Below are 19,630 nucleotides of genomic sequence, written 5' to 3'. Positions count from 1 at the left end.
CACTTTTTTAATTTGTTAAGAATTTATCAAATCAAGCTTAATATAATATAGTATAATTGAAAAAGATATTAAAAAAACAAAGTTGGAATTTTCTGAAAATTTAAATTTTTTGTCAAAAAAAGTAGGCATAAAAAAATAATTATCTGTTAGAAGTGGCCTATTTACTCATTAAATTCAAATACAAATCAACAAAAATAATGATAATTAAAAAAAATATTTAAAATTTCATTTTAATATTATACAATCATAAATAATTTATGCTAGAATATATGTAGAAATAAAAAAATGTAAAAACTTAAAAATTAAAGTTTGCATAAAAAATGTAAAAACAGTTGAAACAAATCTTTAGATTATTTAAATCAAAAGAGCATCAATTAAACCAAGTTTAAAACAACTAAATATTTGAAATTTAGGAGGAGAAAATGAGGAACATAGACGATATTATTAAATTTGCTAAAGAAAGAGGTCCAAAAACTGTTTCTGTAGCTTGTTGTCAAGACAAAGAGGTACTAATAGCAGTTGAAAATGCTAGAAAAGAAAATATAGTAAATGCAATTTTAGTTGGTGATATTGAAAGAACTAAAGAAATTGCAGATGAATTAGGTATAAGCCTAGAAAATTATAAATTAGTAGACATTAAAGATTTGTCAGAAGCTTGCTTAAAAGCCGTAGAGTTAGTATCTAGTGGAGAAGCTCATATGGTAATGAAGGGGTTAGTAGACACTTCAATTATATTAAAAGCAGTACTTAATAAAGAAGTTGGGTTAAGAACAGGGAATATATTAAGTCATGTGGCAGTGTTTGATATAGAAGGATATGATAGACTATTCTTTGTAACAGATTCAGCTATGAACCTGGCACCAGATGTAAATGCTAAAAAACAAATAATTGAAAATGCATGTTCAGTTGCAAGATCTTTAGATATAGAAGAACCAAAGGTGGCACTAATATGTGCTAAGGAAAAGGTTAACCCAAAGATGAAGGACACTGTAGAGGCAAAAGAATTGGAAGATATGTACCTTCGTGGGGAAATAAAAGGATGTATGGTTGGAGGTCCTTTTGCTTTAGATAATGCTATCAGTGAAGAAGCTGCAAGACATAAAGGGATGGATCATCCTATAGCAGGAAAAGCTGATGTACTAGTAGTGCCAGATATAGAAGCAGGAAATGTATTATATAAATCTATAGCATTTTTTGCAAAATGTGAAAATGCAGGTTTAATAGTAGGAGCAAAAGCACCTATCATATTAACATCTAGAGCTGATAGTGATAAAACTAAGTTAAACTCAATAGCTTTAGGAGTTCTAGCAAGTACAAAAAAATAATATAAAATAAAGGAAGGTTACTATAGTGGGAGATTATAAAGTTTTAACAATAAATCCAGGATCAACGTCGACTAAGATTGCTGTATTTGAAAATGAAGAATTATTATATGAGAAAACATTAAGACATTCTTCAGAAGAAATAGGTAAATACGAAAAAATAGCAGATCAATTTGAATTTCGTAAAGGTGTTATAGAAGATGCCCTAAAAGAGGCAAACTTAAAAATAGAAGATTTAGATGCAATAGTAGGTAGAGGAGGACTTTTAAAACCAATACAAGGTGGAACTTATAAAGTAAGTGATTTGATGGTAGAAGATTTAAAAGTTGGTGTACTAGGAGAGCATGCTTCTAACTTAGGTGGAATAATAGCAAGAGAAATGGCTGATGAAGTTTCTATACCATCTTTCATAGTAGATCCAGTTGTTGTTGATGAGATGGAAGATGTAGCAAGAATATCTGGAGTACCAGAAATTCCAAGAATAAGTATCTTCCATGCTTTAAATCAAAAAGCAATTGGAAGAAGAGCTGCTAAAGATATGAACAAGAACTACGAAGACTGTAATTTATTAATAGTTCACATGGGTGGAGGAGTTACAGTTGGTGCTCATAAAAAGGGCAAGGTAATTGATAACACAAATGGTCTTGATGGAGAAGGTCCATTCTCACCAGAAAGAAGTGGAGGACTTCCAGTTGGTGGCTTAATGAGACTATGTTATGGAGATCAATTAAGCAAGGCTGAAATAGGAAAAAGAATAAAAGGTAATGGTGGAGTAGTTGCTTATTTAGGAACTAATGATATGAGAGATGTTGAAGATATGATTTCTAAAGGTGACGAAAAAGCTGCTTTAATATATGATGCTATGGTTTACCAAATATGCAAGGAAATAGGAGCATATGCTACAGTTCTTAAGGGAGAAGTAGATGCAATAATATTAACTGGAGGAATTGCTTATTCTCAAATAATAAGAGAAAAAATAGAAGATAGAGTTAAATTTATTGCACCTGTAAAAGCTTATCCAGGAGAAGATGAAATGATTGCTCTTGCACAAGGTGGACTTAGAGTATTGAATGAAGAAGAAAAAGCATTAGATTATGAGAAAGAAGCTTTAGCTTATTAATATATACTGAAAATAGGTGAAATTTTATGATAAAAGACGACAAAAGGGTTAGACTTTTTATAGGTCATTATGGAAGTGGAAAAAGTGAAGTTTCCTTGAACTATGTAACTAGACTTAGAGAATTAGTTGAAGGAGAAGTAGCACTAGCTGATTTAGACGTGGTAAATGTATATTTTAGAACAAGAGAAAAGAAAGACTTAATGAGACAGTTAGGAATAACACCTATTGATAGTTCTATTCAAACAACAACACTTGATGTTCCAGCTGTTTCAGCAGGAGTAATGAGACCACTACATGATGATAAAGTTAACTATGTGCTAGATGTAGGTGGAGACAATGTAGGTGGAAGAGTAGTTGGTAGATTTGCCGAACACTTTAAACCAGAAGACTACGATATGTTCTTTGTAGTTAACGCTAATAGGGAGAAAACTCAAACTGCTAAAGAGGTTCTTGGGTATATAGATGCCATAGAAGCTACTTCTAAGCTTAAGGTGACAGGCCTTGTAAATAATACTCATCTTCTAAGAGAAACAACTGTTGAAGATGTATTAAAAGGTCAAGATGTTGTAAGAGAAGTATCTAAAATAAAAAACATACCTATCAAATATGTATGTTGTTTAGAGAGTCTTGTAGATCAGTTACCTAAAGAATTAGAGGGAGATATATTGCCTATAAAACTTTATCTAAGAGAAGAATGGATGTAGTTTTGAGCTCAATATAAGAAATAATTAAGGGAGGCTTAATAATGGCTAAAGGAAAAGTGATTTTCAATGAAGAACGCTGCAAGAGTTGTGGATTATGTATAGAAGCATGTCCAAAAGGAATACTTGCAATTGACACAGAGGTTATAAATGCAAAAGGTTATAACCCAGCTAAAATAGTTGATGAAGAAAAATGCATAGGATGTGCAAGTTGCGCATTAATGTGTCCAGATGTAGTTATAACAGTAGAAAGAGATTAATTATTTAAAATAAGGGGGATTAATAATGGCTAAAATTCTTATGAAAGGTAACGAAGCATTTGGTAAAGCAGCTATAGAAGCTGGTTGCCACTACTTCTTTGGTTACCCAATAACTCCACAAAGTGAGTTACCAGAATATTTATCAAGAGAACTACCTAAAGTTGGAGGTGCTTTTGTACAAGCAGAATCTGAAGTTGCTGCTATAAACATGGTTTATGGTGCTGGAGGAACTGGTACAAGAGTTATGACATCGTCATCTTCACCAGGGGTAGCGTTAAAACAAGAAGGAATAACATATTGTGCAGGTGCAGAAGTACCATGCGTAATTTTAAATATAATGAGAGGTGGTCCAGGACTTGGAACTATACAACCATCTCAAGCAGACTACTACATGTCAACTAGAGGAGGAGGAAATGGAGATTACAGAACTCCAGTTTATGCTCCAGCATCTGTACAAGAAGCAGTTGATATGATAATAGAAGCATTTGATGTAGCAGATGTATACAGAACACCAGTTATGGTAGTTGCTGATGGTATGATAGGTCAAATGATGGAACCAGTTGATTTTGATAAAGAAAGAAAAACTAGAGAATTACCAGAAAAAGATTGGGCTTCAAATGGAACAAAAGGATTAAGAAAACCTAATGTAATAAACTCTTTATACTTACAATCAGAAGAGTTAGAGCAACACAACTTAAAATTAGAAAAAAAATATAAAGTAATAGAAGAAAATGAAGTTCAATACGAAATGTATCAAACAGAAGATGCAGAATTAGTATTTGTAGCTTATGGAACAGTTTCAAGAATAGTTAAAACAACTGTAGATCAAATGAGAGAAGAAGGACACAAAGTTGGTTTAATAAGACCTAAGACTTTATGGCCATTCCCAAATAAAGCATTCACTGAAATACCAAATGCTAAAAACTTATTAGTTGTTGAAATGAGTTTAGGACAAATGGTAGAAGATGTTAAATTAGCTGTAGAATGTAAATTACCAGTAGGATTCTATGGAAGATCTGGTGGTATGGTACCTTCACCAAGTGAAATATCTGCAAAAGCTAAAGAATTAATAGGGGGTGTTAAATAATGTCTGTAGTATTTGAACCAACAAAAGGATTACAAGATGTTACTACTCACTACTGTCCAGGATGTACTCATGGTATAATCCATAGATTAGTAGCTGAGGTTTTAGAAGAAATGAATGTACTAGGAAATACTGTAGGTGTAGTACCTGTAGGATGTTCAGTACTAGCATATAAATACTTCAATGTAGATACTCATGAAGCTGCTCACGGTAGAGCTCCAGCAGTTGCTACAGGAATAAAAAGAACTCATCCAGATAGAGTAGTATTTACTTATCAAGGAGATGGAGATTTATCTTCAATTGGTATGGCTGAAATAGTGCATGCTGCTGCTAGAGGAGAAAAAATAACTACTATATTCGTAAATAACGGAATATATGGTATGACAGGTGGACAAATGGCTCCAACTACATTATTAGGTCAAAAAGCAACTACTGCTCAAGCTGGTAGAAATGCTGACGTAAATGGATTCCCAATAAAAGTTAGTGAAATGTTATCTACATTAACAGGAGCTGTATTTGTAGAAAGAGTTTCTGTTGATACACCAGCTAATGTAAGAAAAGCTAAAAAAGCTATAAAGAAAGCTTTCCAAGTTCAACAAGCAGGATTAGGATTTGGTATAGTTGAGGTATTATCTACTTGTCCAACTAACTGGGGTCTTGCACCAACTGATGCTTTACAATGGTTAAGAGATAATATGATGCCTTACTATGAATTAGGAAACAAAAAAGATATTGAAGTTGAGGAGGCGAAATAATATGGCAACATCAAGAGTAATATGTGCAGGATTTGGTGGTCAAGGTGTTATGTCTATGGGACAATTATTAACTTATGCAGGAATGCTTGAAGGTAAAGAGGTTGCATGGTTACCATCATATGGACCAGAAATGCGTGGAGGTACTGCAAACTGTGCAGTGACTGTATCAGATAAGCAAGTTGGATCGCCAGTTATAACAGATGATGCTACTTGTGCTGTTATAATGAACAAACCTTCTATGAAGTTTGTTGACGATGTTGTTCCAGGAGGACATATATTAGTTAACAGCTCATTAATAGACACAAAAGTTGAAAGAGATGATGTTCATGTAACTTATATACCAGCTAACGAATTAGCAGCTGAAATAGGAATGCCTAAAGTTGCTAACATGATAATGTTAGGTGCTTGTATAAAAGTTACTGAATCAGTTGATATAGAATCAGTTCTTCAAGCTTTCTTAAAAGTTTTCGGAGAAAGAAAATCTAAATTCATACCAATAAACAGAGAAGCCTTACAAAAAGGTATGGATGCAGTAGAAACTGTAGAAGCATAATCAAAGAATACAATTTTTATATTTATAAAAAGGCAATAGAAATAATTCTATTGTCTTTTTTTCATTTAAGTATTAAAATAATCCTATGATTATAATTAAAGACTAATATTTAATATATAAACGGAATAAAATAATTTTGTGGATATAGATATTCTCGTGATGGAAGGAGTTTTTCAATGAGAAAATATTTTGGAACAGATGGAGTAAGAGGAGTTGCTAATACAGAACTTACTTGTGATTTAGCATATAGGTTGGGAAGAGCTGGAGGATATGTTTTAGCTCAAGGAGACCACAGAGTAAAAGTTGTAGTAGGGAAAGACACAAGAATGTCAGGAGACATGTTAGAATCAGCACTAATTGCTGGGTTAATGTCAGTTGGATGTGATATAATTCCTGTAGGCGTTATACCAACACCAGCAGTTGCATATTTAACAAGAAAATATAATGCAGATTGTGGAGTTGTTATATCGGCATCACATAACCCTATGGAAGACAATGGTATCAAATTCTTTAATAAAGATGGATATAAGTTAGATGATGAAATAGAGTTAGAAATAGAAAAATATATTGAAGATATAGAAAAAGTAGATTGCAATCCAATTGGAGAAAAAGTAGGAGTTATAAATCATGAGCATAATGCTTTAAGAGACTATGCAGATTATTTAAAATCTATAATAAATGTAGACCTAACTGGAATGAAAGTAGTTTTAGATTGTGCTAATGGAGCTTCTTATGAAGTTGCACCAATAGTATTCAAGGAATTAGGTGCAAATGTTATAGATATAAATACAACTCCAAATGGAAAGAATATAAATGATAAATGTGGATCTACTCATCCGGAAATGTTACAAAAAGTTGTGGTAGAAAATAAGGCAGATTTAGGGTTAGCATATGATGGAGATGCAGATAGATTAATTGCTGTTGACGAAAATGGAAACATTGTAGACGGTGACCATATAATGATATTAAGTGCAGTATACCTTAAGAAGAAAAAACAACTGTCAAATGATACATTAGTAATAACTGTAATGACTAACATAGGATTAAATGTTGCAGCAAGAGAACATGGTATAAATCTAGAGACTACAGATGTAGGAGATAGATATGTTATAGAAGCTATGAAAAAAGGTAACCTTAACTTAGGTGGAGAACAATCAGGACATATGATATTCCTTGATTATAACACTACAGGAGATGGAGTTTTAAGTTCATTAATGTTATCTAAAATAATAAAAGAAGAAAACAAAACTTTATCACAATTAGCTTCAATAATGAGTGTTTACCCACAAGTATTAGTAAATGTTGAAGTAAAAAACGAAGTGAAGAACAAATTCATGGAAGTTGAAGAAATAAAAGATGAAATAGCAAGAATAGAAGAATTAATGGAAGGTTGTGGAAGAGTTTTAATAAGACCATCTGGAACACAACCATTAGTTAGAGTTATGCTAGAGGGTAAAGAGGAAGGTCAAATAAATGAGTTAGCTAATAACTTAGCTAATCTTATAAAAGAAAAATTATCATAAACTACAAGTAAATGCTAAGAAAAAATCTTAGTATTTACTTTATAAGCGCCAGAACTTAACAATAACAAAATTTTTATTAGTAGTATTGGGGGTTAAGTTGACGAGGACAGAGTTAATCGATTTTTCGGCGGATGCTCTGCGGTGTGTTTACCATCGTTAAGGTTTTTTTAAATCATAGAAGTGATTCTGTGGACAAAGAAAAACTCAAGTAAGCTTTTTCATGACCTAACTCTAAAAATATATAAAATAATATTTTTAGGAGGACACATAATATGTGTGGAATAGTTGGATATTTAGGAAGAAGACAGGCAACAGAAGTATTAATAGAAGGTCTGTCAAAATTAGAGTACAGAGGATATGACTCTGCAGGTGTTGCTGTAAATACTGGTGACAAATTAGAAATGAGAAAGTTTAAAGGTAGATTAGCTATACTAGCAGAGGATTTACAAAAAAATCCTATTGATGGACATTTAGGAATAGGGCATACAAGATGGGCAACTCATGGAGAACCATCAGATGTAAACTCACATCCTCATTTCAATATGGATAGAACTATAGCCGTTGTTCACAATGGTATAATAGAAAACTACCTTGAATTAAAAGCTGAATTAGAAGCTGAAGGAGTTAAATTCTTATCTCAAACAGATACAGAAATAGTAGCTCACATGGTAAGCAAATACTATGAAGGAAATCTTTTAGATGCTGTTTATAAGGCAACTGAAAGATTTAGAGGAGCTTATGCTTTAGGTGTAGTATGTTCTGAAAATGCAAATGAATTGGTTGCAGTAAGAAAAGATAGTCCATTAGTTGTAGGTTTAGGTGAAGATGAAAACATGGTAGCATCTGATATACCTGCAATATTAAAATATACAAGAAATGTTTACTTCTTAGAAAATGGTGAATTTGTTCATATAGAAGGAAATAAAGTAAATGTTTTAAATGAAAAGAAAGAAGTAGTAGAAAAAGAAGTAAGTGAAATAACTTGGGATGTGGAAGCAGCATCTAAAGGTGGATTTGATAGCTTCATGGCAAAAGAAATCTACGAACAACCAAAAGGTGTAGAAGACACTCTTCTTAGAAGATTAGATGAAGATGGAAGAATAAAACTAGACGATATAAAAATAACTAAAGAAGATTTAGATAAAATAAACAAAATTTATATAGTAGCTTGTGGTACTGCTTATCATGCAGGGCTTGTTGGAAAATATGCTATAGAAAAATTTGCTAAAATACCAGTTATAGCTGATATAGCTTCTGAATTTAGATATAGCGATCCATTTGTAGATGAAAATACTTTAATAATAATAGTAAGTCAATCAGGAGAAACAGCGGATACTTTAGCAGCGCTTAGAGATGCTAAGGAAAAAGGTGCTAGAGTATTATCAATAACTAACGTTGTTGGTTCATCCATGGCTAGAGAATCTGATGATATATTCTATACATGGGCAGGTCCAGAAATAGCAGTTGCATCTACAAAAGCTTATACGACTCAATTAATGGCTTTCTACATGATAGCATTAAACTTAGCTATGACAAAAGGAACTATTACAGAAGAAGGATACTTCAATATGATAAATCAATTAAAAGAAATGCCAGCTAAAGTTGAGAAAGTATTAGAATGTGATAAATTATTAAAAGAAATAGCTACTGAAATAAAAGACAAGGGAGATATGTTCTACCTAGGTAGAGGTCTTGACTTTGCATTAGCTATGGAAGGTTCTTTAAAAATAAAAGAAATATCTTACATGCATGCGGAGGCTTTCGCTGCTGGAGAATTAAAACACGGAACAATAGCTTTAATAGAAGAAGGAACTCCTGTTTTAGTTTTAGCTACTCAAGAAAAATTATTTGAAAAAATGATTTCAAATATGCAAGAAGTTAAAGCTAGAGGGGCTAAGGTTATAGCAATAGCTAAAGAACACAACAAAGAAGTTGAAAAATCAGCTGATAGAGTAATATATATACCAGAAGTTGATGATATGTTTGCAAGTATAACAGCTGTTGTACCAATGCAACTACTTTCTTATCATGTAGCTAAAATGAGAGGATGCGACATAGATAAGCCTAGAAACTTAGCTAAGTCAGTTACAGTTGAATAATAGGAAACAATTAGATAATAAATAATATAGAGGGTTATATACTGAAAGTATATAACCTTTTTGTTCTTAAACAATTATTTAGTATATTAAAAATATTAATTTTAATTATATTAAATCGTATATCCTTTTTGATAATGTCAATAATTTAAATAAAAGCTAACACAAACAACTTATTAAGGGGGATTTACTATGAAAGTTATAAAATTTGTTACAACTTTCTTACTATTATTCATCATAGGAATATTTACATCTTATGCAGGTGTAAAATATAATAACTGGACCGATAATTTTATAAACACATTTGAGCAAACAAAAGCAAATTTTAAATTTTATAATATAAAAATTAATTGTGTAGTATCAAATGTAAATAGCAAAAAACAAATAGAAAGTATGTGCACAGATATTGTAAATTCTTTAAACTTAAATGCAGATAAAATTAAATTGAGAGAAGAAAGTGACAATAAAGTTAAAATCTATGCTCAAATTAAAGAGGGCTCTTACAATGTATCATTTACAGCAATCAAAAAAAATAGTAAAGAATACTATATAATTATTGACATATTAAGCAATAAGGTATATAAAAATATAGGAGATATTTATCGAAATTTAGATGATATACTTCATAGACGTTCAAATGATGTACAGATTTACCTTTGTATGGCTGGAGAATATACAAAAAAATTACAATTATATAAATCTAATGATATTTTAGAAAATATATTGTATAATATGAATGCAAAGGAAATAGACAGAGTAAGAGAAAATAACTTGGTTTCTGTTACAGCATACAGTAATTTGTTAGCAGAAAACGATTTAGATTATTTAGAGAATAAGATCAATTTAAATATAGGAATTAGGTATAGCGAGAATGAAGATAAAACTTTAATCTACATGGCTACACCAATAATAAAATTAGATTATTAAGTTTAATGAGGAGAGACAAATAATGGCTAAGATAATAGTAAAAAAGAGTAATCCACTTAAAGGTAGTGTTAGAATAGATGGTGCAAAAAATGCTGTATTACCAATAATAGCAGCAACATTATTAGCAAAAGGAAAATCAGTACTTAGAGAAGTACCAAATTTAAAAGATGTACATGTTATATCAGATTTATTAAGACATTTAGGTGCTGAAGTTGAATATAAAGGAACTACATTAACTGTTGATGCAACTAATTTAACAACTTATGATGCTCCATATGAATTAGTTAGAAAGATGAGAGCTTCTTTCTTAGTAATGGGACCATTACTAGCAAGATTTAATCAAACTAAAATATCTATGCCAGGGGGATGTGCTATAGGTACTAGACCAATAGATTTACATTTAAAAGGATTTAAAGCTTTAGGTGCAAATGTAGTTATGGATCATGGATTTGTAGAAGCTAAAACAGATAGACTAAAAGGTAGTAAGTTATATCTAGATTTCCCATCAGTAGGAGCTACTGAAAATATAATGATGGCAGCAGTATTAGCAGAAGGAACTACTATAATAGAAAATGCCGCAGAAGAGCCAGAAATAGTTGATTTAGCCAACTTCTTAAATGAAATGGGAGCAGATGTTAGAGGTGCAGGAACAAATACAATAAGAATAAAAGGTGTAAAAGAATTAAAAGCTACAGAACACGATGTAATACCTGATAGAATAGAAGCTGCTACTTTTATGGTGGCTGCAGCTATGACAAAAGGTGATATAACTATTGAAAATATAATTCTTGAACATTTAAAGCCTGTGACAGCGAAATTAAGAGAAGCTGGTTGTGAAATTATAGAAATGGATAATTCTATAAGAGTAATAGGTCCAGAAAAATTAAAATCTATAGATATAAAAACTTTACCACATCCAGGTTTCCCAACAGATGTTCAAGCTCAATTTATGGCTATGCTTACTGTTGCAAAAGGAACTGGAGTAGTTATAGAAACAGTATTTGAAAATAGATTTATGCATGTTGCTGAATTCAACAGAATGGGTGCAAATATTAAAATAGAAGGTAGAACTGCTGTTGTAGAAGGTGTAGAGGAATTAAATGGAGCTAGAGTAAATGCTACGGACTTAAGAGCTGGAGCTGCATTAATACTTTGTGGTCTTATAGCAGAAGGTGAAACTGAAATAGGAGAAATTTATCATATTCAAAGAGGATATGTAGATATTGATAAAAAAATAACTGCATTAGGCGGTAATATAGAGATAGTTGAATAACAATTAGTAATAAAAAAATGGGTTTTTTCATATATTTAAGAAGCTTAAATCTTAGGAGGAAGATATATGAAAAAGCCTTTTATTTTTATTTTATTACTATCTCTTTCGTTGGTTATGGTATCAGTAATTGGAAGTTTAGTATTTTATAGGGACTCGGGGACCTCAACTGTAAAGAATAGAATTACTAAAAAAATTACTAAAGATATTACTTATGAAAAAGTAGATAAAGAATCACCAAATATTAATGTTTATAAAGTAAAGGAAAATGAAATAGATAAAATGGATATAGAAGAATACCTTTATGGGGTATTATCTAGTGAAATGCCATCAACCTTTGATGTAGAAGCCTTAAAGGCTCAAGCTATAGCTGCCAGAACTTATGTTATGTATAAAATGGAAAATAACATTACATCTGGACATAAAAATGCAACAGTTTGTACAAACTCAGCTCACTGCCAAGCTTATACATCATATGAAGATTTGAAAAAGATGAAGGGTGAAGATTGGATAAAAAGTGATTACGTTAAAGTAAAAAAAGCAGTAGATGATACTAAGGGACAAATTGTAATTTATGATGATAAGGCAATTTTACCTTTATATTTTTCAACTTCTTCAGGTAAAACTGAAAATAGCAAAGATGTTTTCTCTACCCAATATCCATATTTAGTATCTGTTAGTAGCCCATATGAAGAACAATCACCTAAATACTTAACTACTTATTCAATAGAAAAAAGTAAGTTTATTAAATACATAAAGAATATATATCCACAGATAACCATATCTTTAGATGAATTAGATAAACAAGTAAGTATAGTGAACAGGACAGAAGGTGGATGTGTTAAAACGGTTGAAGTAGGAAATGTAAAAATAAGTGGAACTAATATGAGAAAAATATTGAATTTAAACTCTGCTAACTTTACTATAGATTATAATAAGGATGAAATGAACTTTACTGTAAAAGGTTATGGTCACGGCGTAGGAATGAGCCAATGGGGCGCAGAAGGAATGGCAAAAAAAGGATATAAGTATTATGATATATTATTTCACTATTTTAAAGGTAGTGATATAAAAGATTTGTATTAATATATTAAAAATGTAAAAATGTTGTATAAATACCAATTATTAGTTAATAATCTAAATATGTATTAATATATTTGGAGGTACAACATGAAAAAGAAATTATTAGAAAAGGATGCTTTTTATTTATCCTTATTTATATGTATCTGTATTTTAGCCATTGGAGGAATTTGGTTTACCAATAAAAATATTGATGATTTATTATCAAAGAATACTCCAACAAAAAGTGAAGATGAAATACATTTAACTGAAGATGAGAAAAATGATGTTCTTCCAACTGCTACAGGTTCTGATCAAAACTTAGCAAAAGCAAAAGAAGCTGAACATAATAAAATAAGCTACTTAGGAAATCAGGTAATAAGAAGTTATTCAGAAAAAGAGCCAAGCTATTCAGAAACTTTAGAAGTTTGGGAAATACATAAAGCAATAGATATAGAAGCAAATGAAAATCAAGAGGTTAAATCACTAACTACTGGTACTGTATTAGATGTATATGATGATGATGAATATGGAATGTCTATAAAAATTCAATCTGACAAAGATACTGTATTTGTATATTCTAGCTTAAGTAAGAATATTATAGTAAAAAAAGGCGATGAAATAAAAGAAGGCCAATGTATAGGATATGCAGGTAATACTAGTGATGTAGAATGCTTAAGTGGGGTACATGTTCACTTAGAAGCATACAAAAATAACATAGCTATTAATCCAATGAGTTTATTAGAATAAAGCTTAACAGGTTCAATCATATTTGATTGGACCTGTTATATTTTTTGACTTACTTTCATATATATCAATAAGGATATGATGTTAGGGGGGAAGGGAGTGAGATCCTATATAGAGGAAAGAGCTGTTATTGTAGCAAAATATATATTAGAAAAAAATACTACAGTAAGACAAACAGCTAAAACTTTTGGTGTAAGTAAAAGTACTATTCATAAGGATGTAACGGAACGATTAGAAGAAATCAATCCTTCTCTAGCTTTAGAGGTTAAGAGAGTTTTAGAAAAGAATAAATCAGAAAGGCATATTCGAGGTGGTATGGCAACAAAGCTTAAATATGAAAATGAAAAAAAGGTGTAGGTATATCCTGCACTTTTTTAAGTTTCTAATCCAATAATATTATTTCAGGTTTTATGATAAGAAACGACATAAGAATGAGAAAAATTAAATTATAAAAATAAATAATAATATAAAACAAGAATAAAAATAATATAAGAAAAAAATGTAGGATAAAACCTGCATTTTTTTCTTGACTTATATTATTTTTTTGTATATCTTGTAACATAGAGGTCTTTTAAGGGAAATCAAATAAAGCTTAATATATATGAATAATAAAAGGAGTGAAAACATGGCTGGAGCAGATATAGGAATAGATTTAGGTACGGCAAATGTCTTAGTGTATGTAGATGGTAAAGGCATAGTACTAGAAGAACCATCCGTAGTTGCAATTGAAAAAAATACAAACACAGTTTTAGCAGTTGGAAATGAAGCAAGAAAAATGATAGGTAGAACACCTGCAAATATAGTGGCAATAAGGCCGTTAAAAGATGGTGTTATTTCTGATTATGAAGCAACTGAAAAAATGTTAAAATACTTTACAGAGAAGATAGTTGAGAAAAAAGGGTTTAGAAGACTTGTAATGCCAAGAATAATGGTATGTGTGCCAACAGGTGTAACAGAAGTTGAGAAAAGAGCAGTAGAAGAAGCAACTAGAGAAGCAGGAGCAAGAGAAGTATATATAATAGAAGAACCAATAGCAGCGGCAATTGGTGCTGGTATGGATATATCTTTACCAAATGGAAATATGGTAATAGATATAGGTGGAGGAACTACAGACATAGCTGTCATATCTCTTGGAGGAGCAGTAGTTAGTGACTCAATAAAAGTAGGTGGAGATAAGTTTGACACTGCTATAGTAGATTATATTAAGAAAAAGCATAATCTTCTTATAGGTGAAAGAAGTGGAGAAAAACTAAAAGTTGAAATTGGAACAGCTATGAAAGATAGTGAGGAACAATTTATGAAAATAAGTGGTAGAAATATAATAAAAGGTCTACCAGAAACTATAGAAGTAAGCTCAGAAGAAATAGCAGAAGCTTTAGAAGAATGTATAAAGCAAATAGTAGCTACAACTAAGGTTGTACTAGAGAAAACACCACCTGAATTGGCAGCAGATATAAGTACATCTGGTATAGTAATGACTGGTGGAGGAGCTTTATTAAGAAATCTAGATAAGAGAATTGAAGAAGCTACAGGAATTAAAGTAATTGTTGCTGACGAACCTTTATCTTGTGTTGCAAGAGGAACAGGTTCATCATTAAGTACATTAGATTTATTAGAAACTGGTGGAACATTTAAAAGAAGAAATAAAAAATAGCATAAAAGGGCTGGCATAATAATTTTAATTAGTATGTACAGCCCTTTTTAATATAAGTACATAGATGACTCTAATTAGGTTGAGAGTAAGATTGATAGAGCAATAGTTTCAGCCAATTCTAAAATAAAATGAAGTCGAACATTATTAAATGAAAATCTATTATTTTCATCTACTTTATCTACAATACCTACAATTGAATGAGATCCAATTTGCGGGAGTTTTTTACCTACGCCTTTACCTGGAAGAATTGGTCCTTTTCTAATTTGGATGTTTCCTATATTATTTATAGAACCTAAACAGGCATCAATAGCTAAGAATTCACTGTTAGGATGCTTTTCTTTTATTTGATCAAAAGATTCATATATGTTTAAGGCATGAATAGGATTATCTAGGGTACCGTAAACTGGGTATTTAAAGTCGCTATTTTTAAGCATAGTACCGACTAAAGGACCTAAAGCATCTCCTATAGCACGATCTGTTCCTATACAAATAACAACGGTATTTTCATTAATTATATCTTTGAGTATTAAGCTTAATATTTCTATAACATTTTCTTTTTTATAATGCACTTTGGCTAAATACATAGGAACTTACCTCCCTTCAAAAATATATGAACTACATAATAAAAAAATACATAACTTTAATCAACATAAAGTCACTTATACATAATCATATGATGAAAGCTTAAATAGTGTTCTTAAAATAAATAAATTCTTGACACTATAAAAAAAAAAGGTTATCATATACTTGTTAAAAGTAATAATAAAATATATGTGTAATCGTGATTACACCTTATCAAGAGAGGCAGAGGGACAGGCCCTGTGAAGCCCAGCAACCACTCCCATATTGGGGAACGGTGCTAAATCCTACTTAACGGAAACGTTAGAGAGATGAGGTTAGTTAATTATAATTTTTATGTGATAATTAACCTCTTCTGTTAAAGAAGAGGTTTTATTTTTACCCAAATTGACAAAAATAGATAATAAAAGGAGGAAATACCATGTCAAGACATTTATTCACATCGGAATCAGTAACTGAAGGTCATCCAGATAAAATGTGTGACCAAATTTCAGATGCAATATTAGATGCTTTATTAGAGAAGGACCCTTTATCAAGAGTAGCTTGTGAAACAACAACTACTACAGGATTAGTATTAGTAGCAGGAGAAATATCTACAAATGCTTATGTAGATATACAAAAAATAGTTAGACAGACAGTAAAAGAAATAGGATATACAAGAGCTAAATATGGGTTTGATAGTCAAACTTGTGCTGTTATAACTGCTATAGATGAGCAATCATCAGATATAGCTATGGGTGTTGATGAGGCTTTAGAAAGTAGAAGTGGAGAACAATCTGAAGAAGAAATAGAAGCTATAGGAGCAGGAGATCAAGGTATAATGTTCGGATTTGCATGTAATGAAACTCCAGAATTAATGCCATTACCTATATCTTTAGCACACAAGTTATCTAGAAGATTAACAGAAATAAGAAAAAATGAAACTGTAGATTATTTAAGACCAGATGGTAAAACTCAAGTTACAGTAGAGTACGATGGAAATAAGCCAGTAAGAGTACATACTATATTAATATCTACTCAACATAGTGAACATGTAGATAATGACACTATAAGAAAAGATTTAATAGAGTTAGTAATAAAAGAAGTTATACCAGCAGATTTATTAGATGATGAAACTAAAATTTATATAAATCCAACAGGAAGATTCGTAATAGGTGGACCACAAGGAGATACTGGTTTAACAGGAAGAAAAATAATAATAGATACTTATGGTGGATATGCTAGACACGGTGGTGGAGCATTCTCAGGAAAAGATGCAACTAAGGTTGATAGATCTGCTGCATATGCTGCAAGATACGTTGCTAAAAATATAGTAGCTGCTGGACTTGCAGATAAGTGTGAAATAGAATTAGCTTATGCTATAGGTGTTGCTAGACCTTTATCTATATTTGTAGATACTTTTGGAACTGGAAAAGTTTCTGAAGCTGAGCTAGTTGAATTAATAAACAAAAACTTTGATTTAAGACCAGGAGCTATAATAAGAGATTTAGACTTAAGAAAACCAATATACAGAAAAACAGCTGCTTATGGTCACTTTGGAAGAACTGATGTGGATTTACCATGGGAAAGAACTGATAAAGCTGAAACATTAAGATCACAATCTTCAACAAAATAATTTTAATAATTAATATAAATGATAAAGAGTTGTATAAAATACGGCTCTTTATTTTTTTTACATTAAGTGATAACATAAAATATACTTATAATACCAATAATTATAATTACGAGTTAATAAATGATTTTAGGAGAATTGAAATGGAAAAATTACAAGGAATGGTTAGTGATATAGTCTTTAAAAATGAAGAAAATGGTTATACCATAGCCTCTTTAGCCAATGAAAATGATGAAATAACTATTGTAGGTTGTATGCCAACTTTATCTGTAGGAGAAAGCATAGAAATAGAAGGAAAATGGGTAAATCATAAAATTTATGGATCTCAATTTGAGGTACAAAGTTTCATACCGGTTACACCATCTTCCCTTGAGGGTATTTATGTTTATCTATCTTCTGGTATGATTCATGGAATAGGCGAAAAAATGGCTAAAAGAATAGTAGATAAGTTTGGTGTTGATACTTTAGATATTATTCAAAATACTCCAGAAAGATTAACTGAAGTAGAGGGAATAGGTATGAAAAAAGTTAAACAAATCCAAGAAAGCTATGAAGAAAATAGAGAGCTTAGAAATATAATAATACAACTATCTCCTTATGGAATAACTCCTAATTATTGTTTAAGAATATATAAAAAATATAAAGATAAATCATTGGAAGTGATAAATAAAAATCCGTATAGGCTAGCAGAAGAAGTAAGAGGTATAGGATTTAGAATAGCTGATGATATTGCAAGTAAAATAGGGATAGATAAATATTCTCCAGATAGAATCATGCAAGGTATTTTATTTACCTTAAACCAAAGCTTAGGAAGTGGTCATACATATTTACCAAAAAGAATATTAATTGAGCAATCAGTTAAAATCTTAGGTGTAGAACCTAAACACGTGGAAAATGGAATTATGGATTTAGCATATGACCAAAAAGTACATTTAGAAAATATGAATGGAGAAGTACTCGTTTATTTAATGATGTACTATATATGCGAAAATGGTGTATGCAAAGAAATAGTAAAGCTATCTCAATATGAAACGAAGGATTTACATATTAATATAGAAGAAGAAATAAAAATTGTTGAAAAAGAAGATGAAATAAGTTTAGCAAATAATCAAGTCTTAGCAGTAAAAGAAGCTATAAATAATGGAGTAATAATTATTACAGGTGGACCTGGTACAGGGAAAACTACAACTATAAATACTATAATACAAATATTTGAAAATAACGATCAAAAAGTAGTGCTATGTGCTCCAACAGGTAGGGCAGCTAAGAGAATGAGTGAAACTTCAAATAAAGAAGCTAAAACTATTCATAGATTGCTAGAAATGGGATTTGCTACAGATAGCGATGAACTAGTATTTTTTAAAGATGAAGAAGATCCAATAGATGCGGATGTAATAATATTAGATGAAGCATCAATGGTTGATATTATATTAATGTATAATCTTTTAAAGGCGGTAAAACGAGGGACAAGGTTACTTTTAGTTGGAGATAGTGATCAATTACCTTCAGTAGGTGCAGGAAATGTTCTAAAAGATATTATTGATTCTAATGTAATAAAAACTGTAAGGTTAAATGAAATATTTAGGCAAGCTAGAGAAAGTATGATAGTAGTTAATGCTCATAAAATAAACAATGGAGAGCCGCTATTTTTAAATGTAAAAAACAAAGATTTCTTCTTTCTAAGAAAAAATACTAATGAAGAAATTTTAAATGAAATAATAGGACTTGTAAGTGAAAGACTTCCTAAGTTTTATAATTTTGATAAATTAAAAGATATACAAGTATTAACATCCATGAGAAAAGGCGACTTGGGAGTAAATAATCTAAATATAGAATTGCAAAAATATCTAAATCCACCTAATAAGTATAAACAAGAAGAACAGTTTGCAAAAAGAACTTTTAGGGTAGGGGACAAGGTAATGCAAATTAGAAATAACTATACAAAAAAGTGGGAAACAGAGGATAAAAGCGATAGCGGTGAAGGTATATATAATGGAGATATTGGATATATATTTCATATAGATAAAGATAAGAAGACTGTTTTTGTACTTTTTGATAAGATAAAAATTGCTTCCTATAAATATGATGAATTAGATGAACTTGATCACAGTTTTTGTACAACAATTCATAAAAGCCAAGGAAGTGAATTCCCTGTAGTAGTTATACCTATAGTTTGGGCACCACCTATGTTGCTAAGTCGTAATTTACTTTATACAGCAGTTACTAGAGCTAAAAAGCTTGTGGTATTAGTTGGTGATGTTAAATACTTAGAACAGATGATTAAAAATAATAGAATAAATGACAGATACTCTAATTTATCACATAAATTAAATAAATTTATAAAAGAAGGGCTGTTAAGTAAATAATA

At 30.7% G+C, this 19,630-nt stretch carries 18 protein-coding genes and 1 riboswitch; of the genes, 17 read left to right on the top strand and 1 reads right to left on the bottom strand.

Going from position 1 to position 19,630, the window contains the following annotated elements; translation table 11 throughout:
• Window positions 1-422 precede the first annotated feature (422 nt).
• From TVTCOM_RS18990 to TVTCOM_RS18920, 15 genes are all read left to right on the top strand, one after another.
• A complete protein-coding gene (locus TVTCOM_RS18990) occupies window positions 423-1,325 on the top strand; it encodes a phosphate butyryltransferase (RefSeq protein WP_148558581.1) in 903 nt (300 codons plus the stop codon).
• 25 nt (window positions 1,326-1,350) lie between these two features.
• Complete coding sequence (buk, locus tag TVTCOM_RS18985) at window positions 1,351-2,442, top strand: butyrate kinase (protein WP_434797799.1); 1,092 nt, start codon at window positions 1,351-1,353, stop codon at window positions 2,440-2,442.
• 26 nt (window positions 2,443-2,468) lie between these two features.
• A complete protein-coding gene (locus TVTCOM_RS18980) occupies window positions 2,469-3,146 on the top strand; it encodes an ATP-binding protein (protein WP_434797798.1) in 678 nt (225 codons plus the stop codon).
• A 41-nt stretch (window positions 3,147-3,187) separates the two neighbouring features.
• Window positions 3,188-3,403, top strand: coding sequence for a 4Fe-4S binding protein (locus TVTCOM_RS18975; RefSeq protein ID WP_039681417.1), 216 nt, complete (start codon window positions 3,188-3,190; stop codon window positions 3,401-3,403).
• A 25-nt stretch (window positions 3,404-3,428) separates the two neighbouring features.
• Window positions 3,429-4,490, top strand: a complete 1,062-nt coding sequence (locus TVTCOM_RS18970; RefSeq protein ID WP_434797797.1) for a 3-methyl-2-oxobutanoate dehydrogenase subunit VorB — start codon at window positions 3,429-3,431, stop codon at window positions 4,488-4,490.
• The gene (locus tag TVTCOM_RS18965; protein ID WP_434797796.1) at window positions 4,490-5,242 is read left to right on the top strand and encodes a thiamine pyrophosphate-dependent enzyme; all 753 of its coding nucleotides are present in this window, start codon (window positions 4,490-4,492) and stop codon (window positions 5,240-5,242) included. Before TVTCOM_RS18970 ends, TVTCOM_RS18965 begins: the two co-directional genes overlap by 1 nt.
• Window position 5,243: 1 nt before the next feature.
• Window positions 5,244-5,795 carry a 2-oxoacid:acceptor oxidoreductase family protein gene (locus tag TVTCOM_RS18960; protein ID WP_434797795.1) on the top strand — a complete coding sequence of 184 codons (552 nt, stop codon included), beginning with the start codon at window positions 5,244-5,246 and terminating at the stop codon, window positions 5,793-5,795.
• Window positions 5,796-5,971: 176 nt separating this feature from the next.
• Window positions 5,972-7,318: a phosphoglucosamine mutase gene (glmM, locus tag TVTCOM_RS18955; protein WP_434797794.1), complete on the top strand. Its 1,347-nt coding sequence runs from the start codon at window positions 5,972-5,974 to the stop codon at window positions 7,316-7,318.
• A 272-nt stretch (window positions 7,319-7,590) separates the two neighbouring features.
• Window positions 7,591-9,417, top strand: a complete 1,827-nt coding sequence (gene glmS, locus TVTCOM_RS18950) for a glutamine--fructose-6-phosphate transaminase (isomerizing) (protein WP_434797793.1) — start codon at window positions 7,591-7,593, stop codon at window positions 9,415-9,417.
• A 189-nt stretch (window positions 9,418-9,606) separates the two neighbouring features.
• Window positions 9,607-10,341: a YwmB family TATA-box binding protein gene (locus tag TVTCOM_RS18945; protein ID WP_434797792.1), complete on the top strand. Its 735-nt coding sequence runs from the start codon at window positions 9,607-9,609 to the stop codon at window positions 10,339-10,341.
• A 22-nt stretch (window positions 10,342-10,363) separates the two neighbouring features.
• Complete coding sequence (murA, locus tag TVTCOM_RS18940; protein ID WP_434797791.1) at window positions 10,364-11,614, top strand: UDP-N-acetylglucosamine 1-carboxyvinyltransferase; 1,251 nt, start codon at window positions 10,364-10,366, stop codon at window positions 11,612-11,614.
• A gap of 66 nt (window positions 11,615-11,680) precedes the next feature.
• Window positions 11,681-12,697 (top strand): stage II sporulation protein D, encoded by a 1,017-nt coding sequence (gene spoIID / locus TVTCOM_RS18935; protein ID WP_434797790.1) that lies wholly within the window; start codon window positions 11,681-11,683, stop codon window positions 12,695-12,697.
• An 84-nt stretch (window positions 12,698-12,781) separates the two neighbouring features.
• Complete coding sequence (locus TVTCOM_RS18930) at window positions 12,782-13,420, top strand: peptidoglycan DD-metalloendopeptidase family protein (RefSeq protein WP_434797789.1); 639 nt, start codon at window positions 12,782-12,784, stop codon at window positions 13,418-13,420.
• A gap of 96 nt (window positions 13,421-13,516) precedes the next feature.
• A complete protein-coding gene (spoIIID, locus tag TVTCOM_RS18925) occupies window positions 13,517-13,774 on the top strand; it encodes a sporulation transcriptional regulator SpoIIID (protein ID WP_434797788.1) in 258 nt (85 codons plus the stop codon).
• Between the two features lie 268 nt (window positions 13,775-14,042).
• Window positions 14,043-15,071 carry a rod shape-determining protein gene (locus tag TVTCOM_RS18920; RefSeq protein ID WP_434799773.1) on the top strand — a complete coding sequence of 343 codons (1,029 nt, stop codon included), beginning with the start codon at window positions 14,043-14,045 and terminating at the stop codon, window positions 15,069-15,071.
• Between the two features lie 74 nt (window positions 15,072-15,145).
• Here the strand turns inward: TVTCOM_RS18920 and yyaC are convergent, their stop codons facing one another.
• Window positions 15,146-15,655: a spore protease YyaC gene (gene yyaC / locus TVTCOM_RS18915; RefSeq protein WP_018589988.1), complete on the bottom strand. Its 510-nt coding sequence runs from the start codon at window positions 15,653-15,655 to the stop codon at window positions 15,146-15,148.
• Between the two features lie 205 nt (window positions 15,656-15,860).
• Window positions 15,861-15,968: riboswitch (SAM riboswitch) on the top strand.
• A gap of 103 nt (window positions 15,969-16,071) precedes the next feature.
• Here yyaC and metK point away from each other — a divergent pair.
• Together metK and recD2 are read left to right on the top strand one after the other, a co-directional pair.
• Window positions 16,072-17,265 (top strand): methionine adenosyltransferase, encoded by a 1,194-nt coding sequence (gene metK / locus TVTCOM_RS18910; protein WP_434797787.1) that lies wholly within the window; start codon window positions 16,072-16,074, stop codon window positions 17,263-17,265.
• Between the two features lie 140 nt (window positions 17,266-17,405).
• Window positions 17,406-19,628 carry an SF1B family DNA helicase RecD2 gene (recD2, locus tag TVTCOM_RS18905; protein WP_434797786.1) on the top strand — a complete coding sequence of 741 codons (2,223 nt, stop codon included), beginning with the start codon at window positions 17,406-17,408 and terminating at the stop codon, window positions 19,626-19,628.
• Window positions 19,629-19,630: the final 2 nt, after the last annotated feature.

Origin of the sequence: Terrisporobacter vanillatitrophus, from assembly GCF_051148895.1 — a bacterium.
Classification (GTDB): domain Bacteria; phylum Bacillota; class Clostridia; order Peptostreptococcales; family Peptostreptococcaceae; genus Terrisporobacter; species Terrisporobacter vanillatitrophus.
Note: the sequence above shows the minus strand (reverse complement) of the source record. Positions and strands in the feature narration are given on the sequence as shown.